At 62.9% G+C, this 19,724-nt stretch carries 15 protein-coding genes; 8 read left to right on the top strand and 7 right to left on the bottom strand.

From position 1 onward, the window contains the following. Positions 1-52 precede the first annotated feature (52 nt). From DMX11_RS14010 to DMX11_RS13995, 4 genes are all read left to right on the top strand, one after another. Positions 53-745, top strand: coding sequence for an AzlC family ABC transporter permease (locus DMX11_RS14010; RefSeq protein ID WP_110745057.1), 693 nt, complete (start codon positions 53-55; stop codon positions 743-745). Then, positions 742-1,056 carry an AzlD domain-containing protein gene (locus tag DMX11_RS14005; RefSeq protein ID WP_110745056.1) on the top strand — a complete coding sequence of 105 codons (315 nt, stop codon included), beginning with the start codon at positions 742-744 and terminating at the stop codon, positions 1,054-1,056. Before DMX11_RS14010 ends, DMX11_RS14005 begins: the two co-directional genes overlap by 4 nt. Continuing rightward, on the top strand, positions 1,053-1,955 hold the full coding sequence (locus DMX11_RS14000; protein WP_110745055.1) for an AraC family transcriptional regulator: 903 nt from the start codon (positions 1,053-1,055) through the stop codon (positions 1,953-1,955). Before DMX11_RS14005 ends, DMX11_RS14000 begins: the two co-directional genes overlap by 4 nt. 68 nt (positions 1,956-2,023) lie before the next feature. Next, positions 2,024-2,251 (top strand): hypothetical protein, encoded by a 228-nt coding sequence (locus DMX11_RS13995; protein WP_110745054.1) that lies wholly within the window; start codon positions 2,024-2,026, stop codon positions 2,249-2,251. A gap of 42 nt (positions 2,252-2,293) precedes the next feature. Here the strand turns inward: DMX11_RS13995 and DMX11_RS13990 are convergent, their stop codons facing one another. The 5 genes from DMX11_RS13990 to DMX11_RS13970 all read right to left on the bottom strand — a co-directional run bounded on the left by DMX11_RS13990 (position 2,294) and on the right by DMX11_RS13970 (position 7,708). Beyond that, entirely contained in the window at positions 2,294-2,776 is a 483-nt protein-coding gene (locus DMX11_RS13990; RefSeq protein ID WP_110745053.1) for a copper chaperone PCu(A)C, read from the bottom strand. Beyond that, complete coding sequence (locus tag DMX11_RS13985; RefSeq protein WP_110745052.1) at positions 2,777-3,385, bottom strand: SCO family protein; 609 nt, start codon at positions 3,383-3,385, stop codon at positions 2,777-2,779. A 196-nt stretch (positions 3,386-3,581) separates the two neighbouring features. Then, positions 3,582-4,166, bottom strand: a complete 585-nt coding sequence (gene nfuA / locus DMX11_RS13980; protein ID WP_003250416.1) for a Fe-S biogenesis protein NfuA — start codon at positions 4,164-4,166, stop codon at positions 3,582-3,584. A 58-nt stretch (positions 4,167-4,224) separates the two neighbouring features. After that, on the bottom strand, positions 4,225-5,259 hold the full coding sequence (locus DMX11_RS13975; RefSeq protein ID WP_110745051.1) for an acyltransferase: 1,035 nt from the start codon (positions 5,257-5,259) through the stop codon (positions 4,225-4,227). Between the two features lie 148 nt (positions 5,260-5,407). After that, complete coding sequence (locus DMX11_RS13970) at positions 5,408-7,708, bottom strand: fatty acid cis/trans isomerase (protein WP_110745085.1); 2,301 nt, start codon at positions 7,706-7,708, stop codon at positions 5,408-5,410. Positions 7,709-7,890: 182 nt separating this feature from the next. Between DMX11_RS13970 and metH the strand changes: the two genes are divergently transcribed. Continuing rightward, positions 7,891-11,598, top strand: a complete 3,708-nt coding sequence (gene metH / locus DMX11_RS13965; protein ID WP_110745050.1) for a methionine synthase — start codon at positions 7,891-7,893, stop codon at positions 11,596-11,598. Positions 11,599-11,673: 75 nt separating this feature from the next. Beyond that, positions 11,674-11,889: a DUF2970 domain-containing protein gene (locus tag DMX11_RS13960; protein ID WP_043201995.1), complete on the top strand. Its 216-nt coding sequence runs from the start codon at positions 11,674-11,676 to the stop codon at positions 11,887-11,889. 290 nt (positions 11,890-12,179) lie between these two features. On the opposite strand, the gene DMX11_RS13955 is transcribed toward DMX11_RS13960, so the two are convergent. Continuing rightward, positions 12,180-13,256 carry an ABC transporter substrate-binding protein gene (locus DMX11_RS13955; RefSeq protein ID WP_110745049.1) on the bottom strand — a complete coding sequence of 359 codons (1,077 nt, stop codon included), beginning with the start codon at positions 13,254-13,256 and terminating at the stop codon, positions 12,180-12,182. Positions 13,257-13,469: 213 nt separating this feature from the next. On the opposite strand from DMX11_RS13955, the gene DMX11_RS13950 reads away from it, so the two are divergent. Then, positions 13,470-15,122: a nitrite/sulfite reductase gene (locus DMX11_RS13950; protein ID WP_110745048.1), complete on the top strand. Its 1,653-nt coding sequence runs from the start codon at positions 13,470-13,472 to the stop codon at positions 15,120-15,122. Next, positions 15,106-15,600: a DUF934 domain-containing protein gene (locus DMX11_RS13945; RefSeq protein ID WP_110745047.1), complete on the top strand. Its 495-nt coding sequence runs from the start codon at positions 15,106-15,108 to the stop codon at positions 15,598-15,600. Before DMX11_RS13950 ends, DMX11_RS13945 begins: the two co-directional genes overlap by 17 nt. Positions 15,601-15,646: 46 nt before the next feature. Here the strand turns inward: DMX11_RS13945 and DMX11_RS13940 are convergent, their stop codons facing one another. Beyond that, entirely contained in the window at positions 15,647-19,681 is a 4,035-nt protein-coding gene (locus tag DMX11_RS13940) for an NEL-type E3 ubiquitin ligase domain-containing protein (protein WP_110745046.1), read from the bottom strand. Positions 19,682-19,724 lie beyond the last annotated feature (43 nt).

Here is a 19,724-nt window from a genome sequence, read left to right as displayed (position 1 = left end):
ACGCCCACCCGTCTGGCATGCTGGCCTGCCACCTAAACGTACTGCAGCCATCATGCCCCACGTCGCCCGCCAAGCCTTTCTCCACGGCGCCATCGCCATTCTCCCGCTGTCCCTGGCCGTCGCCCCCTGGGGCTTGCTGGCCGGCTCCATGGCCATCGAGGCCAACCTTAGCGCCTGGCAGGGTCAAGGGCTGTCGGCCATCGTCTTTGCCGGCGCCGCGCAACTGGTCGCCATCGGCATGCTCAAGGGTGGTGCCAACCTGGCATCGATCCTGCTCACCACCCTGCTGCTGACCTCGCAGCACCTACTCTATGGCCTGTCGATGCGCCCGGTACTGTCCAGCCAGCCGCTGCGCTGGCGCTTGGGCCTGGGCTTTCTGCTGACCGACGAATTCTTCGCCCTGACCAGCCAGTACGACCAGCAGCAGTTCAACCGCTGGTACGCCTTGGGGGTGGGCCTGACCTTCTACGTCGCCTGGAACCTGTTTACCCTTGCCGGCATCCTGCTGGGCCAGAGCATTCCGCACCTGGACCAGTTCGGCCTGGACTTCTCTATCGTCGCCACCTTCGTCGCCCTCATCGCCCCACTGGTGCGTAACCTGGCCACCGTTGTGTGCGTGGCCGTGTCGTTGTTCAGTTCGGTACTGTTCAGCTATTGGCACTGGGAGACCGCCCTGGTCGCCGCAGGCCTGCTGGGCATGAGCGCCGGCTTCATCTGCCAGAAATTTGCCGGAGCCCGCACATGACCTGGATCCTGATTTTCGCCATGGGCGCCATCGTGTTCCTCAACCGCTATGCCTTTCTGGAACCACGCCTGCCCTTGCGCCTGAGCTCCAACGCCCGGCAGTTCCTCGGCTTTGCCGTACCGGGGATGCTCACTGCCATCTGCGGCCCGATCATCTTCATGCCCGAGCACCAGCTCAACCTGAGCCTGCTCAACCCTTACCTGCTGGGCTCGCTGGTGGCCATCGCCCTGGTGTTGTTGACCCGTAGCGTGTTGCTGAGCATGCTGGTGAGCATGTTGATCTTTTTCATCCTGCGCAGCTGGCTGGCATGACCACGCCCCTGCGCGAGCAGACACACCTGTGGCAGGCGCCAGCCCTGGGCGACGTCGAGATGCTGCACGCGCGGTATTTCCAGCAGCGCTTCGCCCCACATGTGCACGAAGGCTTTGTATTCACCGTGATCGAGTCCGGCGCCCAGCGCTTCTGGCATCGTGGCAGCGAGCACCTGGCGCCGGTCGGCAGCATGGTACTGATCAACCCGGACGAGCTGCACACTGGCGCCACTGCCCACGAAGCGGGCTGGCGCTACCGCGGCTTCTATCCTGAGCACGAGCGGGTCACCGGGGTGCTGGACGAACTGGAGCTTGGCCGCCACGGCATGCCGAGCTTCAAGGACAGCGTGATCCACGACCCGGCCCTGGCTATCGCCTTCAGCCAGCTGCATCAGCTGTCCGAGGCCGGCGCCAGTGCCTTGCAGCAGCAGACCGCCTGGCGCCAGGCGGTGCTGGCCCTGGTGCAACGGCACGGGCAATGCGCCGAGCCTTCGGCCCCTGGTCAAGAACCCCTGGCCGTGGCCCGCGCCCGCGAACTGTTGGAAAGCCAACTGGCAGACCCGCCCTCACTGGAAGCGCTGGCGGCAGCAGTCAACCTGTCGCCGTTCCACTTCGCCCGGGTGTTTCGACAGGCGACAGGCCTGCCGCCGCACGCTTGGCTGAAGCAGCGCCGCCTGGCGCGCGCGCGGGAAATGCTGAAGAGCGGGCGGGTGGCTTCAGAAGTGGCGTTCGCCCTGGGTTTCGCCGACCAGAGCCATTTGAGCCGGCAATTCAAGCAGGCTTACGGGGTTTCACCGGGGGCCTATCGGCAAGCCTGCGTCAGCCCAAACGTGGCCACCCGGCTACTCACAATCTCAACGCCAGTTGCAGCGGATCCCGCATGTGCCGTCGAATCCTGACGGCAACCACAAGCAGGGCTACACCATCCCTCTGCTACACTGAGATGGCTGAAATGGAGGATCCTGCCATGTCCGAAAGAGAGCTCACCACCCTCCTGTCGCTGATGAACCAGCGCCAGGCCTGCCTGAGCAGTGCCTGCAAGGAGATTGCCGACTGGATCGACCGGCAGGGCGACATGCCCGCCGCCGGCAAGATCCGCGCAAGCCTCAAGGCCCTGGAGGCCGATGAGGCACAGGTTCGCAAGACCTTGACCTCGCTGACCCTCGACAAGCCGCTGCCCAGGTTTCGCAGCTGAGCGAGACGGGGGCTGCTGTGCAGCCCCAACGTTTCCAGCCTGTCAGTGATTCATGTGCATGTGGTCATGCCCGGCACCCGCTTCGGCATTGAGCGCGCGCACTTCGGCCTGCACATCCAGGGTTTCCTGGGCGCCCTTGGCATCTTCGATGGTCAGGGTCAGCGGCACTTTCTCGCCTTCCTTCACCTGGTTGGCCAAGCCCATCAGCATGACATGCAGGCCATTCGGGTCCAGGGTCACGGCCTTGCCAGCTGGCAGCTGGACGGCTTTCACTTCACGCATGCCCATGACGTCACCGTTCATGGTCATTTCATGCACCTGCACGGTCTTGGCCACGGGCGACGCCACGCTTACCAGCTTGCTGTCGCTGCTGGCGGTCAGCGTCATGAACGCACCGGTGGACTGCTGGTGCGGCACGCTGGCACGTACCCAGGCGTCGCTTACGGTAGTCTGGGCAAAGGCAGGGAGCGCCAGGCCCACCAGGACCAGGGCAGCCAGACCGCGCTTGATCGGTAGCATCGACATTCAGCAAATCTCCATCAGGGTGACCAGGTCTTCGGCGCATTCCTTGGCGTTCAGGGAATGGCCCAGGCTCAGGCGCAGGGTGCCACGTGTATCGTAGACGTAGCTGGTGGACGAATGAGAAATGGTATAGGTGTCCCCGGCTGGGACTTTCTCGTAGAACACCTTGAATTCCTTGGCTACCGCGGCAATTTCTTCCGGTGTACCGGTCAGCGCGATGAACGTCGGGTCGAAGGCCTTGACGTAGGCATCCAGCACCTCGGGGGTGTCGCGCTCCGGGTCCAGGGTGATGAACACCACCTGGAACAGGTCGCGATCACGGCCACGCAGGGTCTTGCGGATCTGCGCCGCACGCGCGAGGGTGGTGGGGCAAACCGCTGGGCACTGGGTGAAGCCGAAGAAGATCATCGGCATGCTGCCGTAGAAGCTCGACAGGGTGCGCACGTTGCCTTGCGGGTCCTTGAGGCTGAACTTGCGCCCGAGGATTTCGTTGCTCATGTTCTTGCCGTACTTGAACTCGAGCCCCCGGGCCGGGCTGCAGCCTGCAAGCAGACCAAGCCCGAGAACGCCCATGCCGGCGACTACTGCCCGCCGGCTATATAGATCATTCATGAAACCATCCTTTACAGGGAAGGTGCCGGCCCTCGGGATGGGCCGGCCGAAAAACCGGGGCATTCTGGCATGACACCCAGAGGGGTTCTACCCGACCAAGGCGGTGATGGCCTGCAGCCCTTTGATTACGGGCTGCGACCTGTTGTCGCAGGGGTTGAAACCGTAACACTTTGTTGCTAAGGGAGACGCCTTCAACTCAGTAGTAGGCGTTTTCTTTCTGGCTGTGGTCAGTCACGTCACGCACGCCCTTGAGCTCCGGAATACGCTCGAGCAGGGTGCGCTCGATGCCTTCCTTCAGGGTGACATCGGCCTGGCCGCAACCCTGGCAGCCACCACCGAACTGCAGCACGGCAATGCCGTCGTCGACCACGTCCACCAGGCTGACCTGGCCGCCATGGCTGGCCAGGCCCGGGTTGATCTCGGTCTGCAGGTAGTAGTTGATGCGCTCGTTGATCGGGCTGTCTTCGTTGACCATCGGCACCTTGGCGTTCGGTGCCTTGATGGTCAGCTGGCCACCCATGCGGTCGGTGGCGTAGTCGACCAGGGCATCCTCCAGGAACGGCACGCTGACCGCGTCCAGGTAGGCGGTGAAGCTCTTCAGACCCACGGCGGTGTCGTCAGGCTTCTCTTCGCCCGGCTTGCAGTAGGCAATGCACGTCTCTGCGTACTGAGTGCCCGGCTGGGTGATGAAAATGCGAATGCCGATGCCAGGCGTATTCTGCTTGGAAAGCAGATCGGCCAGGTAGTCATGGGCGGCGTCGGTAATGGTTATAGCGCTCATGTAGGTTCCTCACAGACTTGCCGCCAAGTGTACGCCAACCCGGCCCTTGAACAAAGTCCTAGTATTTGACTCGGGAAAGCGCATATTCCGCCGCCGGCTCCCGCGGCGCCGCCAGCCAGGCTTGCATGCGCCGGTACAGGCCGCGCTCCAGCCAGCGGTAGCTGAACCACGACATTAGTCCAATGGACGGCACGCACAGCGCGAACACCAGGTAGGGATTCAGGTGCAGGCGCTGGCTGGCGAACCAGCCGGCATACAGCACCAGCACATGGATCAGGTACACCGAGTAAGAGCAATCACCCAGCGCCTTGAGCAACCGGTTGCCCTTGAACCACGGCTCCAGGGCAATGAACGCCAGCACGATCATCGCGCTCGGCACGCCCCAGTGCAGCAGCCGCTGCGACGCATCCAGGTGGTAGATGGCCAGGCCTGCCACCACCAGCACCAGCAGCGGCAACCCGCGGCCCTCACGGATCAGCCCACGGCGATACAGCACGCCCAAACCGATGCCGAGCAGGAACTCATAGATGATGTCGTTGTTGTAGAAACGGCTGAGCACACCCAGCCGCCCCAGCACCTCGCTGACCAATAGCAGCGCGGCAGTGACCAGCAGCAGGTGGTGCCGCTGACGCACCAGAAACGCCAGGCCGAACAGCAGGTAGAAGAACATTTCGAAGTTCAGCGTCCAGCCCACGTTCAGCGTCGGGTAAAGGCCATACCCACCGGGGTTCTCCGCCGGGACGAAGACCAGCGACAGCAACAGATGGTGCCAGGTGAATTCCTGATGCGGCATCCATTGGCTGAAGGCCAGCAACAGTATGCTCATCAGCGCTGTGTAGAACCAGTAAGCCGGAACGATGCGCAGAACGCGGTTGAGCAGGAACTGACGCGGCTCGATCGCCTTGTCGCGGGTCGACAGGTAGATGACCAGCCCACTGATGACGAAGAAGATGTCGACGCCGACCGCACCGCGGTCGGTGAGCAGCTGGCCGATAGGGCCGGTGGCGTGGAAGTCGAAGAAGATCTGCATGAAGTGGTGGCAGACCACCACCCAGGCGGCGAACGCCCGCAGTGCCTGAAGCGAATACAGCATGAAATACCCTGCGCTTGGCTGTGCATTGAGGCCCGGTGAGCGCACCGCGCTCGTTCCCGCGGCTTACCCGTGAAGGGGGCTGCACACCAGCCCCCGGACCACCCACCATTTCCGACCGCAGGTAGGTCGGAAAGGTCAGCCAACCCGATCAGAGGTTTTCGTAGCGGTTCATGTCCAGCACGCCCGCCTCGACCGGTTCGGTCTCCTTGATATAGCTGTTCAGGTCATGGAAGTAGCGCCAGAACTCAGGGTGACTGCGACGCACACCCCAACGCATGACAATGCGCTCGAACTTCGCCGCATCATCCTTCGCATACTCCATGTCTTCGACAAACTCCGCCACATCCCTGGTCGGGATGTTGAAGATGAAGTTGGGGTAGCTGCTGAGCACGCCCGGGTACAGGGTCAGCGTGTCGAGGCCAGGCTGGTAGCGGTAGGCTTCACCCAGCAGGAACGCCACATTGCTGTGCGCGCGGTTGCGCAGCAGGCTGTACACCTGGCGCTCACCGCCCTGCCCTTCGATGCGCAGCATGGTTGCCTCGGGCAACTGGTTGATCACCTTGAGGCCGGCCGCCGGGCGCGAGACCAGACGGCTCAGCGACTGCTCGGCATTGCGAAACTCTTCGCTGGACTGCGGCCGTGAGCAGAACGCGCCCTGGCAGCGGTTGATCGGATCCGGCGCGGCGTTCAGGCTCCCGGTGCGCTGCAGCAGCTTCAGGCCGAAGTCGCGCTTGGGGTTGCGCGGGTCGAGCTTGATGCCGCTCGGGGTGTCGGTGTCGATGTCTTCATAATCCATCCACATCTTCACCTTGCCGCTGTTCTGGTACCAGTCACCCAGGATCGCCTTGCGCTGGTCGGCCGGCATCAGGCGCAAGAAGTTGACCTCGGCACCGTTGCGGATCAGGTCGAAGTACAGCCGCGTCTGCAACTGGTGCGAAACATTGCCGTACACATCGAAGTTGACCGCCAGCTGGTAGTAGGTGCGTTCGAACAGCGGGTAGTCGAACAACCACACGGTCAGCGGCACGTCACCGATCAGACCCTTGGTGACCGATGCGCTGTCGAAGTGGCGGAAGATGCTGAGCAGTGCATTGTCGTTGCCGGCCCACAGCGTTGACCACCCCGGTGCCGGCATTTCGGCATAGGCTTCTCGGCGCAGTTTCTCGTACTCGTTACGCTTGTCGCGGTAGGCGTGCCACAGGCTCAGCACGCTGCCCACGTCATCGATCTGGCCAGGCATGGCCAGCAACGGCGTGGCCTCACCACGGTACTGGGCATCGGTGATGTAGCGGTCGTGGGCCGGCTCCTGGAACAGCGCCCAGAAATTGTCCCGGATCACGTCGGTAGCGATCTGCCCACGGCAAACCGGGCCACGGATGAACGTGCGCACGAAATACTCGGCGTTATCCAGCATGAACTGGTAGCGCGCGACCGCCGGGATCGCTTCGAAGGTTTCGAACGGGTTGGCGCGGTGGCGAGGGCCATAACCAGGCAGCGCACTGGCATGCCAGTCGCCCGCGTAGAACAGCTGCTTCACACGCTTGAGCTTTTGCGGCCCCATCGGGTAGGTGATGTGCGTCTTGTGCACGATCACACCCTGCACCGGGATCAACCGGTAATAGAAGTCGGTGCCCGGCGGGTCATTGGGCCGGCGCGTGGCGATGATGTCGACCGGCTTGCCGCTTGGGGTGCGTGACCGCACCCACTGGAAGAAGTGGCCTTGCTCACCCCCAACAAAGTAGATGTGCGCCAGGAACAGGTGCTCGTACAGCCAGCGGCCTACCAGTGCCTCGGTTGATCCCGGGCGGTTGAGCAGTTCTTCCCAGTCGGCGATCTGCCTGGCTTCGTTCGCGCTAGGCTGGATTGGCTGGTACTCCACCGGCGCACCTGCGGCCAGCCAGCGGCGCAGGGTGTCGTATTCCTTGTCGGTCAGCCCGGTCACCGCCAGCGGCATGCCCTCCTTGGGGTGCGCGCCCGCGTAGGCGTCGAACTCGTGCGGCAATGGGCACATGTTGTTGCGGTTCAGGCCCAGGACGATTTCCTCGGGCAGCTTGGCGTTGGGCGTGAGCGGGGTCTTGTGCCCCAGCTCGAGCATGCGCGCCATCAGCGCGGCCTGGCTGCCCTGGTTGTCGAGCACCGAGTAAAAACCCTTCTTGCGCCACTCACCCTCGCTGTGGGCATCGTAGAACAGCCGCGTGGTAGGCACCGCCTGGCTGCGCTCGCCCTGGTACACCGGGACCTTGCTGGCCCCGCGCACCGCGCCTTCGGGGCTTTCCAGCTTGAGCTGGCAGGCGGCGTCGTTGCAGGCGTGGCAGGCCACGCACTTCTCGGTAAAGATCGGTTGAATGTCCCGGGTGTAGGAAATAGCCGGGCTCGACTGGGGGGCTTGCCCGAACACCACGCCGCTGATAAGCAGGGCGAAAGCGCCGGCAAGGATACGATGCACCATGTGCGGAAAGTCCTGGTTCTTGAAAGCCATCACGAGTTGTAGCCTGGTCGTCCCTGGGTGCCGAGCTTCGCTGGCGCCGCCCAACATGAGCAAATTTCATGCAAATGGGCGATACACCTAAAAACCGCGCAGCTTTGTTATGATTCCGCACCTTCTGATATTCGCCCGACCAGGTAGTTCCTATGTCCGACCGCAGCGCTCGTCTCCAAGCACTCCAGAACGCTCTCAAAGAGCGCATCCTGATACTCGACGGCGGCATGGGTACTATGATCCAAAGCTACCGTCTGGAGGAACACGACTATCGTGGCACGCGTTTCGCCGATTGGCCAAGCGATGTAAAGGGTAACAACGACCTGTTGCTGCTCAGCCGCCCGGACGTCATCGCTGCCATCGAGAAGGCCTACCTGGATGCGGGTGCCGATATTCTCGAAACCAACACCTTCAACGCCACACAGATTTCCCAGGCTGACTACGGCATGGAGTCGCTGGTCTACGAGCTCAACGTCGAAGGTGCGCGCATTGCCCGCCAGGTGGCTGACGCCAAGACCCTGGAAACCCCGGACAAGCCACGCTTCGTTGCCGGCGTGCTCGGCCCGACCAGCCGCACCTGCTCGATTTCCCCTGACGTCAACGACCCTGGCTACCGCAACGTCACGTTCGACGAACTGGTGGAAAACTACGTCGAGGCTACCCGCGGCCTGATCGAGGGCGGCGCCGACCTGATCCTGATCGAGACCATCTTCGACACCCTCAACGCCAAGGCCGCGATTTTCGCTGTGCAACAAGTGTTCGAGGACGACAAGGTCGAACTGCCGATCATGATCTCCGGCACCATCACCGACGCTTCCGGCCGCACCCTGTCGGGGCAGACCACCGAAGCGTTCTGGAACTCGGTGCGCCACGCCAAGCCGATCTCCGTGGGCCTTAACTGCGCCCTCGGCGCCAAGGACCTGCGCCCGTACCTGGAAGAGCTGGCCACCAAGGCCGACACCCACGTGTCCGCCCACCCCAACGCCGGCCTGCCGAACGCCTTCGGTGAGTATGACGAAACCCCGGCCGAGATGGCCGTGGTGGTCGAGGAGTTCGCCGCCAGCGGCTTCCTCAACATCATCGGCGGTTGCTGCGGCACCACCCCAGGCCACATCCAGGCCATTGCCGAGGCCGTGGCCAAGTACAAGCCGCGCGAAATCCCGGAAATCGCCAAGGCCTGCCGCCTGTCGGGCTTGGAACCGTTCACCATCGATCGCCAGTCGCTGTTCGTCAACGTCGGCGAGCGTACCAACATCACCGGCTCCGCCAAGTTCGCCCGGCTGATCCGTGAAGAGAACTACACCGAAGCCCTGGAAGTCGCCCTGCAGCAGGTCGAGGCAGGCGCCCAGGTGATCGACATCAACATGGACGAAGGGATGCTCGATTCCCAGGCCGCCATGGTTCGCTTCCTCAACCTGATCGCCGGCGAGCCCGACATCTCGCGGGTGCCGATCATGATCGACTCGTCCAAGTGGGAAGTGATCGAAGCCGGCCTGAAGTGCATCCAGGGCAAGGGTATCGTCAACTCCATCTCCATGAAGGAAGGCGTCGAGCAGTTCAAGCACCACGCCCGCCTGTGCAAACGCTACGGTGCTGCCGTGGTGGTGATGGCCTTCGACGAGGTCGGCCAGGCCGATACCGCCGCGCGCAAGAAGGAGATCTGCCAGCGCAGCTACGACATCCTGGTCAACGAAGTGGGCTTCCCCCCGGAAGACATCATCTTCGACCCGAACATTTTCGCCGTGGCCACCGGCATCGAGGAACACAACAACTACGCCGTCGATTTCATCGAGGCCTGTGCCTACATCCGTGACCACCTGCCCCATGCGCTGAGCTCGGGCGGTGTGTCCAACGTGTCGTTCTCGTTCCGTGGTAACAACCCGGTGCGCGAAGCGATCCACTCGGTGTTCCTCTACCATGCCATCCAGAACGGCCTGACCATGGGTATCGTCAACGCCGGCCAGCTGGAGATCTACGACGAAATCCCGGCGGCACTGCGCGAGAAGGTCGAGGACGTAGTGCTCAACCGCACCCCGCATGGCACTGACGCCCTGCTGGCGATCGCTGACGATTACCGCGGCGGCGGCGCCACCAAAGAAGTTGAAAACGAAGAATGGCGCTCGCTGCCGGTGGAAAAACGCCTGGAGCATGCACTGGTAAAAGGCATCACCGCCTTCATCGTCGAAGACACCGAAGAATGCCGCCAGCAGTGCGCACGCCCGATCGAAGTGATCGAAGGCCCGCTGATGAACGGCATGAACGTGGTTGGCGACCTGTTCGGCGCCGGCAAGATGTTCCTGCCGCAGGTCGTCAAGTCGGCCCGCGTAATGAAGCAGGCCGTTGCCCACCTCATCCCGTTCATCGAAGCCGAGAAAGGCGACAAGCCGGAAGCCAAAGGCAAAATCCTCATGGCTACCGTCAAGGGCGACGTGCACGACATCGGCAAGAACATCGTTGGCGTGGTGCTGGGCTGCAATGGTTACGACATCGTCGACCTTGGGGTGATGGTGCCTGCCGAGAAGATCCTGCAGACCGCCCGCGAGCAGAAGTGCGACATCATCGGCTTGTCTGGGCTGATCACCCCGTCGCTGGACGAGATGGTCCACGTCGCCCGCGAAATGCAGCGCCAGGGCTTCGAGCTGCCGCTGATGATCGGTGGTGCCACCACCTCCAAGGCCCACACCGCAGTCAAGATCGAACCCAAGTACAGCAACGACGCCGTGGTCTATGTGACCGATGCCTCACGCGCCGTGGGCGTGGCCACTCAGTTGCTGTCGAAAGAGCTCAAACCTGGCTTTGTCGAGAAGACCCGCCAGGAATACGTGGAAGTGCGTGAGCGCACCGCCAACCGCAGCGCCCGCACCGAGCGCCTGAGCTACGCCCAGGCCATCGCTGCCAAGCCGCAGTACGACTGGGAGAACTACCAGCCAGCCGTGCCCTCCTTCACCGGCGTCAAGGTGCTGGAAGACATTGACTTGCGCACCCTGGCCGAATACATCGACTGGACCCCGTTCTTCATCTCATGGGACCTGGCAGGCAAGTTCCCGCGCATCCTCACCGACGAAGTGGTCGGCGAGGCTGCCACGGCGCTGTACAAGGATGCCCGCGAGATGCTCGACAAGCTGATCGACGAGAAGCTGATCAGCGCCCGGGCGGTGTTTGGCTTCTGGCCAGCCAACCAGGTCGCCGATGACGACATCGAAGTCTACGGTGAAGACGGCCAGCCACTGGCCACCCTGCATCACCTGCGCCAGCAGACCATCAAGCCGGACGGCAAGCCCAACTGGTCGCTGGCCGACTTCGTTGCGCCCAAAGCCAGCGGCGTGACCGACTACGTGGGTGGCTTCATCACCACCGCCGGCATCGGCGCCGAGGAAGTGGCCAAGGCGTACCAGGACAAGGGCGATGACTACAGCTCGATCATGGTCAAGGCCCTGGCCGACCGCCTGGCCGAAGCCTGTGCCGAATGGCTGCACGAGCAAGTGCGCAAGGAGCACTGGGGCTATGCCCGCGACGAGCACCTGGACAACGAAGCGCTGATCAAGGAGCAGTACAGCGGCATACGCCCGGCCCCGGGCTACCCGGCCTGCCCCGACCACACCGAGAAGGAGACCCTGTTCCGCCTGCTCGATGGCACTGCCATTGGCGAGACCGGGCCGAGCGGCGTGTTCCTCACCGAGCACTTCGCCATGTTCCCGGCGGCGGCAGTCAGCGGCTGGTATTTTGCTCACCCGCAGGCGCAGTACTTTGCCGTGGGCAAGGTCGACAAGGACCAGGTCGAGAAGTACAGCGCACGCAAAGGCCAGGATCTGAGTGTGAGCGAGCGCTGGCTGGCACCCAACCTGGGGTATGACAGCTAAGACCGTTGGGGCTGCACTGCAGCCCCGATAGCCACCTACACTGTCCTGACTGCCTCTGATTCTTCAGGAGCCACCATGGACGATTCCAGCCAGGGCAAACCCCCGACCTTCTGGCAGATGCTGCACAGCATCCTCGCCGCCGCCTTCGGCGTGCAAAGCGGCAAAAACCGCGCCCGTGATTTCACCCACGGCAAGGCCAGCCATTTCATTGCGCTGGGAACGCTGTTTACGTTGGTGTTCATTGCCGTGCTGATCGGCCTGGTGCAGTTGGCCCTGCACCTCACCCGCTAGCCCGTCAGGGCCTCATCGCCGGCAAAACAAAAGCGCCTGCGGGATTCCCACCCGCAGGCGCTCTGGCTGCATCACGGTCTTGAGTTTCAAGTCACTGGTGGCTGACCCAATACACGGCAGTCACTACAACCAGCGCGATCAGGCAGAGGATCGCCCAGGCATCTACACTGCTGTCAGCTTTGCGGACCTTGGTTGAGTTTCCCATTGCATTGCCTCTTGTAGTGGTTATGGGAATGCACTTCACAACCAGCAGTTAAGACGAGCAATGCCCTTCCCTCAAGCAAGGTCTTTCAGTATTCGACCGGTGACGTCAGAAACGGGTACTGGTAGCCCGGTGGCCGCCCTTCGGCGCTGTAACGCTGGAAATCGACGCCGTAGTCGTCCCGTTGCAACAGTTTCAGCCAGCGCCTGGCCTTGGCCCGGTCAATCACCTGCAAAACTGGCGCACTGTGCTCGCGCAGGCCGTCGCGGTTAATGGGCAGCCCTTGGGCGTCATCGTGCAGCATCACCATGGCCCAGCCACCAAGGCTGAAGTGCCCCCCCATCAAGACACTCAGGCGCCCATCGATACGCGCCCGCAAGGCTTCGGGTGAATTGTTGACAGCACTGAACAGCACGTCGCGCCCCGGTACCCGTCCGGCCTCCTCGAACGCCTGCATGGCACCGAAGGCCATCTCATCGTTGGCCGACCACACCAGGCGGGTGGCCGGGTAGCGCTCCAGCAACTGCTGCGCCTGCTCGTAGGCACGCTGGCGGCTCCAACCGCCATACACCACCTGACGCAGGCGCACCTGTGGGAAGTCGGCCAAGGCACGACGCATGCCTTGTTCGCGCAACTGCGAGGCCGGGGTGGTCTTGACCCCGGCAAATGCCACCAAATCTACTGGCAGGCTGTCGCGAGGCAACTGCGCTACCATCTGGTGCAACATCTGGAAGCCGGCCTGCTCGTCGTTGCTCATCAGCGTGCCCAAGGGTTCGGCATACTTGTCGGGCTGGGCCTGCATGTTGCGAACCTGGCTGGCAGTCAGGCCGTTGTTGACCAACAGCAGCTTCACCCCTGTGCCACGTGACAGGCGCAAGACCTCGGGCGCCACGTATTGCTCATTGACCAGCACCAGGTAGTCGGGCCGCTGCGGCCCGGCGAGGATTGCCCTGGCCTGGGTCAGCGCCAGGTCGGCACGCCGCTCGCTGTATTCCACCCGCAAGGTCATGCCCAGGTCGGCGGCGGCGGCCTGCATGAAGCGGCTGTAGCTGGTCCAGAAGTTCTCGGTGGACAACCCTGGGTTGAGGAACACCACCGAAGCCGCTTGCGCGCTTGCCGCCAGTGGCAAGGCAAGCGACAGGCTTTGGCACAACACCTTGAGCATCGGCTGACATCCCTGCAATGCAAACGCCGGATTATACCCACCAGGCCCAGGGCCGCGCACAAATGGCAGTCAGTCTCACATAGTCCATTTGGTTCTTTTCATATGCAAAAACATCACTTTAGCGCATAACCGCAACCTGCTATCGTTCCCCGGCTCCGTACCGGAGTGCGCGGCCGTGCGCGCGAATAGCTGCATGCCTGAGACAGGACTTTTATGTACGTATACGACGAGTACGATCAGCGGATCATCGAGGACCGCGTCAAGCAGTTCCGGGATCAGACCCGCCGCTACCTGGCCGGTGAGCTGAGCGAAGAAGAATTCCGCCCTCTGCGCCTGCAGAACGGCCTATACATCCAACGTTTCGCGCCGATGCTGCGTGTCGCCGTGCCGTACGGCCAGCTGAACGCCAACCAGGTCCGCACCCTGGCCAAGATCGCTCGCGACTACGACAAGGGCTACGCCCACATCTCCACCCGCCAGAACGTGCAGTACAACTGGCCGGCGCTGGAAGACATCCCGGATATCCTCGCCGAGCTGGCCAACGTGCAGATGCACGCGATCCAGACCAGCGGCAACTGCCTGCGCAACACCACCACCGACCAGTTCGCCGGTGTTGCCGCAGACGAAATCATCGACCCGCGCCCGTGGTGCGAAATCGTCCGCCAGTGGACCACCTTCCACCCGGAATTCGCCTACCTGCCGCGCAAGTTCAAAATCGCCATCAACGGCTCGCAGGAAGACCGCGCTGCCATCGAGGTGCACGACATCGGCCTGGAGCCGGTGCGCAATGCGGCCGGCGAGCTGGGCTTCCGCGTGCTGGTCGGCGGCGGCCTGGGCCGTACCCCGGTGGTCGGTTCGTTCATCAACGAGTTCCTGCCGTGGCAGGACCTGATCAGCTACCTCGACGCCATCCTGCGCGTGTACAACCGTTACGGTCGCCGTGACAACAAGTACAAGGCGCGGATCAAGATCCTCGTCAAGGCGCTGACCCCGGAAGTGTTCGCCGAGAAGGTCGAGGCCGAAATGGTCCACCTGCGCGGCGGCAACACCACCCTGACCGAAGCCGAAGTGCAGCGGGTATCGCGCCACTTCGTCGACCCGGAATACCTGGCCCTCGACAACTTCGACTACGCCGCCCAGGACGCTGAGTTCCCAGGCTTCGCCCGCTGGCGTTCGCGCAACACCCGCGCCCACAAACGCCCGGGCTACGTGGCCGTGACCCTGTCGCTCAAGCCCACCGGGGTTGCCCCGGGCGACCTCACCGACAAGCAGCTGGACGCCGTGGCCGACCTGGCCGAGCGCTACAGCTTCGGCTTCCTGCGGACTTCGCACGAGCAGAACATCATCCTCGCCGACGTCGAGCAGCGCCAGCTGCACGCACTGTGGATGGAACTGCGCGAAGGTGGCTTCGCCACGCCGAACATCGGCCTGCTGACCGACATCATCTGCTGCCCGGGTGGTGACTATTGCTCGCTGGCCAACGCCAAGTCGATCCCGATCGCCGAATCCATCCAGCGCCGCTTCGACGACCTGGACTACCTGTTCGACATCGGCGAAATCGACCTGAACATCTCCGGCTGCATGAACGCCTGCGGCCACCACCACGTGGGCCACATCGGCATTCTTGGCGTGGACAAGAAGGGTGAGGAATTCTACCAGGTGTCGCTGGGCGGCAACGCCGCGCGCGGCGCAAGCCTGGGCAAGATCCTCGGCCCGTCGTTCGCCCAGGATGCAATGGCCGACGTGATCGAGAAGCTGATCGCCGTGTACGTCGAGCAACGTACCGAGGAAGAGCGTTTCATCGACACCTACCAGCGTATCGGTATCGACCCCTTCAAGGAACGCGTCTATGCAGCGAATCATTAAGAACAACCAGATCGTCGACGAAACCTGGCACCTGCTGCCCAAGGACTTTTCGTTCGACGAGCTGACCAACTGTGACGACTACATCGTCCCGCTGCAGATGTGGCGTGACCATGCCCATGTGCTCAAGGCCCGTGATGGCGGCTTGGGCGTATGGCTGGACAGTGACCAGGAAGCGGAAGAAATCGGCGAAGACGTGCAGCACTTCCAGGTCATCGCCCTGAACTTCCCGGCCTTCACCGACGGGCGCAGCTATTCCAATGCGCGCCTGCTGCGTGACCGCTATGGCTTCAAGGGCGAGCTGCGCGCCATTGGCGACGTACTGCGCGACCAGCTGTTCTTCATGGCCCGTTGCGGTTTCGATGCATTCGCCATCCGTGCCGATAAAGACCCGCAAGACGCGCTGCAAAGCCTCAAGGACTTCTCGGTGACCTACCAGGCCGCGACTGACGAACCGCTGCCACTGTTCCGCCGCCGCTGATCGTCCCGCTCCAGCGAACAGCCCGCCCCTCGGCGGGCTGTTTCGTTTACAGGCCGTGGCGCTGAATTGCCTCGCGGCTCAACGCCAGCAGAAGCTGGTGTTGCACGGCCTCACGCTCAGCGCAGATGTGCTCGATTTGCGCGAGATAGTCGCCGTCACTCAGCGTTTTCCATTGCGTGAACAACGTATCCAAGCGCTGCTGGAACGGCACCTCCATCTGGCTGAAGCGCGCCGCCTGGTGTTCGTGCAGGTAGGCCTGCCAGAAGGTTCGATCTGCCAGAGCCTGCGCCAAGGCGTGTGGTGTTTCCTCCCGCAGAACCTCGTTGCGTGCAGCGTCCAACTCGTCAGGGCCCACCCCGCTGACACTCTGGTACATCAGCTTGTCAGGCTGCGCAGGGAGGTCGAGGCTATCCGCAAGCTTTACGCGATAGGTCAAATACACCTCGACGGGATCGACAGAATGCTGCTCAGCAATATGCCGGGCCGCAATTGCGTTGACTTTGTCCAGGCGGGCTAAAGAACGCCCCAGCTTCACCAGTGCCCGCTCCTTGTGCAACCCATTGCCAGCGGTTCCAGCCCTGGCGACCATCGCGCCAATCTCCAGTTCGCTGAGCGTAAGCAGTAACTCGTCACTGCAACTGCGCGGCCGGCTAACTTGCTCGAACAGGCTCGCACGCACTTCAGCGTGCTGCTCGCAGGCATCAAGGATGTGCCACACCCGCAACTGAAGGTCGCGGGGCTGCTCGCGGTATTCACGCAGGCCCTGCAAGTCTGAAATGAACCGGAACAGATCACTCGCGCCGTCCTCCCGGTACAAGCGGGCCCAGAGCGCCAATCGCGCCTCGCGCTGCGCCGTGGAAAACCCCGACAGCCAGGGTGAAGCAGCGCTCGGGCCCGACGATGGGTGAGGCGCAAGCCGACGTGCAGGTGACCCGGCGGACGCTCTGGCCAATTGCAGGCGCTGCACGGTCTGATCCGAGAGTGGGTTGTCGTGTAGCTCCAAGCCCTGCAACAAGCGAAGCGGCAGCGCAGACAGTGCCTCTGGCAGCGTGTGGATCTGATTGTCACGCATGTCCAGCAATTCCAGGTTGCCGTGCCTGGCCAGGTCGACAGGCAATTCGCCCAGCCCGGTGTTGCGCAAGGACAACCGGCGCATCATCGGGAACGATGCCAATGGCGGCAGCAAGCCTACCGGGTTACCGTTCAACTCGAGGCGGCGTAGCCCCTCGAGCTGGCTGAAGCGCAGGTTGTCGTCGCGGGTCAGTACGATCTGGTTGTCAGCAAGGCGCAGGTTTCGCAATTCGCCCAGTTGCTCGATGCCAGCCGGAAGCCGGGTCAGCTGGTTGCCCCGCAAATCCAGGTTACGCACCTTGCTGAAGCGAACCAGGAAACCCGCCTCGACGCTCGTCGCCCGCATATCGCGCAATGTGAGGTGTGTGATGTGGTCGAAAGACACATTCTCAGGCAAGGCCGGCAGATTGCCCACTCGCTCACCCACGATGGTCAGGTGGTAATCACCCGCTACATCACCCGGCGTCGCGCGCTGCCAGCTCATCATGATGCGCCTGGCAACCTTGATCCGGCGCCAGCGGCGAACCAGGTTCAGCCCTGGCTCACTCCGCCAGGCGTGCAATGCCTGCTTGAGGCTGGCCTTGGCCTGTAACAGCTGACTGACATGGTTCCACGGCTCTACACCCTGCCGAGCCAGGTCTTGCAGGTATGCCTGCAACGCTTCACCGGTCATCAGCGGGAACACATGATTCAAGGTGCGCCGCAGTGCCTGGCGGGTCCCCGACAGGTGGCCACTGAGCGGGTAGCCCAAGCGCCCATCGAACAACCGCAAAGGGGGGCGAACGCCTTGCCCCACCGGGGCCAGACCAATCATTCGGGCCGCCGCCTCCCGCTCGGCAAGGGCATCGCCCACCCCGCCCTGCACGAGCTTTTCGGTGTCAGCATTTACCGCAGCAGGCTGACGCAACCCTGCCAAGGCGCGATCAATCCGGCTGTCACGTACGGCCCAACGTGCTCGCTCCGCCAGGGTAAGCGGCACCCGTCCCGCATCATTCAGGCGCTCGAGCTCGACACTGTTGGCGTGCTCGACAATTTCTCGTGCGCAGCGATGGGAAAGGCCAGGGAAGTCGCGCATCAGCACCTGGTCCGCAGCGTTCGGGTTGACCTGCCGCTCGTTGAACACTTCCTCGAATGCCTCACCCCGCAGAGTCGGCAACTCATCGTGCAGGTGCCAGCGCTCGATGGCATCGAGCAAACGCGCCGGGGGCGCGGCGCTCTCCAGAACCAACCGGCGCAGCTGGTCAGCGCCGTAACCGGTAACCTGCAAGGCAAAGGCTGCCGCCTCGTCGGAAACAGCCGCTGTGCGGCTGGCAAGACGGCGAACCATGTAGGCGGCGTCCTGCCAGCGCTGGGGTTGCTCGAACTCATGCACCCATCCCCCGGCACCATTGTGCTCGAGTGCAGGTAGATAGGCCCCCGGCCTGGACGGGTGATGAATCCGCCATGCTCCATCGTCGCCTTCACTTACCTCATACACGGCATCGTGCAGGCGCCTCAGCGAACGGCCATTTTCATTGATGGCCTGCCCTGCCGTCAGGTCGATGCCCGCTAGCTGGTAGCCTGGCAAATCCGGATCACACAGACGCAACTGGCCATCCGCCAGGCGTACCGGCACCAGCGCATCCACGCGTGCCACGCGCTGGGCGAGCTTGCCGAGTGCCGCCGCCCCCGCAGCCGTCAACGCCCCTGTCGCCCCCGTTTCCGCCACGTTGAACAGGTGGCCCAAGGCAGCATTGCGATCACCCAACTGCCAGTCCTGGTACCCCTCGTACACTTCGCCCGCCAACTGCGCGACCGTGAGCCCGAGCATGGCCTGGCCCAACCCGGGGACAAACAGCGCTGCCAGGCCTGCCACGCTGAGCCCCAAGTCAAGATAACCTTGCAGACGTGCCTGGCGGTCGGCGATATCCTCATCCTCCGTTGATACCGCCAATACCCGTGCATCATCCAGCATCTTGTCGAGCAGCGCTTTGCGCAGCGCGGTGAACACGTCGCCTTCGACCGCAAAGCAGCGGCCATCCAGCTCGAGCGGTAAAACAGTATTGCCCTGCTTCAGCAGCGCGTTCAGGGCCGTGTAGAAAGCAACGCGGTCCCGCTCTGCGACAAAGCGCTGAAAGAACTGACGATACGCTTCGTCACGCATGCGCACACCCAGCGTCAGGTACAACAGTTCCCAGTTGGCATGCCAGCTCACCGCGGCGTACCGGTCCTCAGGCAACCATGCGATAACGCCAACCAGACGGGCGTTCTGACGCACTTCGATCGCCAGTGCGCCAATGATCTTCTTGCCCAGCAGCCTCAGGGTGTGGCACCTCACAACGGTGTCCTCGGCAGGCCCTGACGCTGCGTCGACAACGTGGCGGATACGCTGATACGTCAACTCGTCAATGTCGCCCTTGACCCTGGCGACAACCGCGTCAAGCTCCAGCCTGGCGCTCAATGCCTCCTCCATGATGGCCTCGACCTGCCCCCCGGCCATGCTTTCGGTTTCCAGCTGCGATTGCAGATGGCGTTGATAATGTCGACCGATATCGAGGCTGCGACAGAGCTGGGCGAATACCTCAACGCTCAATGGCAGCCTCTTTCCAGTCGCATTGACCAGCTGTGACCCTGTGGCGAACCAGCCCGGTCGCGTTTCATTTTCGTGGAAATTGTGCAGTGCCGCCGAAAGCAGCGACTGGGTACTTTCGACCCGGGTCGAGGAGGATGGCAAAGCAGGCGATATCGGCGGATTTGGCCGCAGAGTCACCAGCCGGACCCGGGCCAGGCGTAGATCTACCTGTGTGATGGAGCGCGCCGCGAGCGCACTTTTGAGCAGCGCTTCGGCGAATTCATCCAGAGGCTCGAGCGCCTGCAACCTGGCGTGGAGTTGTTCCTGCGCCCGCTGCTGACGCAATGAAGCTGCGCGCAATAGTGTCAGGTGTTCGACGCGAGCGCGCGTTACCCAACCCGGCAGATGACTGGCAATCAGCGCATCGATGGAGTCGGCAGGTATCACAGAAGGAATCATGGGCAGTGTGTCCGCTTGATAAAAGCGTTAGCTGACCAAGGTC

Source organism: Pseudomonas sp. LB-090624 (genome assembly GCF_003205205.1).
In the GTDB taxonomy this organism is placed as follows: domain Bacteria; phylum Pseudomonadota; class Gammaproteobacteria; order Pseudomonadales; family Pseudomonadaceae; genus Aquipseudomonas.
The sequence above is the reverse complement of the archived record's forward strand: the minus strand, read 5'-3'. Positions and strand labels throughout refer to the sequence as shown.

Excerpts from the sequence above, each read along its gene's own strand:
- DMX11_RS13990 (WP_110745053.1), bottom strand. The coding sequence starts at position 2,776 with ATGTCGATGCTACCGATCAAGCGCGGTCTGGCTGCCCTGGTCCTGGTG.
- DMX11_RS14000 (WP_110745055.1), top strand. The coding sequence starts at position 1,053 with ATGACCACGCCCCTGCGCGAGCAGACACACCTGTGGCAGGCGCCAGCC.
- DMX11_RS13970 (WP_110745085.1), bottom strand. The coding sequence starts at position 7,708 with ATGGTGCATCGTATCCTTGCCGGCGCTTTCGCCCTGCTTATCAGCGGC.
- DMX11_RS13955 (WP_110745049.1), bottom strand. The coding sequence starts at position 13,256 with ATGCTCAAGGTGTTGTGCCAAAGCCTGTCGCTTGCCTTGCCACTGGCG.
- DMX11_RS13960 (WP_043201995.1), top strand. The coding sequence starts at position 11,674 with ATGGACGATTCCAGCCAGGGCAAACCCCCGACCTTCTGGCAGATGCTG.
- DMX11_RS13995 (WP_110745054.1), top strand. The coding sequence starts at position 2,024 with ATGTCCGAAAGAGAGCTCACCACCCTCCTGTCGCTGATGAACCAGCGC.
- nfuA (WP_003250416.1), bottom strand. The coding sequence starts at position 4,166 with ATGAGCGCTATAACCATTACCGACGCCGCCCATGACTACCTGGCCGAT.
- DMX11_RS14005 (WP_110745056.1), top strand. The coding sequence starts at position 742 with ATGACCTGGATCCTGATTTTCGCCATGGGCGCCATCGTGTTCCTCAAC.
- DMX11_RS13975 (WP_110745051.1), bottom strand. The coding sequence starts at position 5,259 with ATGCTGTATTCGCTTCAGGCACTGCGGGCGTTCGCCGCCTGGGTGGTG.
- DMX11_RS13940 (WP_110745046.1), bottom strand. The coding sequence starts at position 19,681 with ATGATTCCTTCTGTGATACCTGCCGACTCCATCGATGCGCTGATTGCC.
- DMX11_RS13985 (WP_110745052.1), bottom strand. The coding sequence starts at position 3,385 with ATGAATGATCTATATAGCCGGCGGGCAGTAGTCGCCGGCATGGGCGTT.
- DMX11_RS14010 (WP_110745057.1), top strand. The coding sequence starts at position 53 with ATGCCCCACGTCGCCCGCCAAGCCTTTCTCCACGGCGCCATCGCCATT.
- metH (WP_110745050.1), top strand. The coding sequence starts at position 7,891 with ATGTCCGACCGCAGCGCTCGTCTCCAAGCACTCCAGAACGCTCTCAAA.
- DMX11_RS13950 (WP_110745048.1), top strand. The coding sequence starts at position 13,470 with ATGTACGTATACGACGAGTACGATCAGCGGATCATCGAGGACCGCGTC.
- DMX11_RS13945 (WP_110745047.1), top strand. The coding sequence starts at position 15,106 with ATGCAGCGAATCATTAAGAACAACCAGATCGTCGACGAAACCTGGCAC.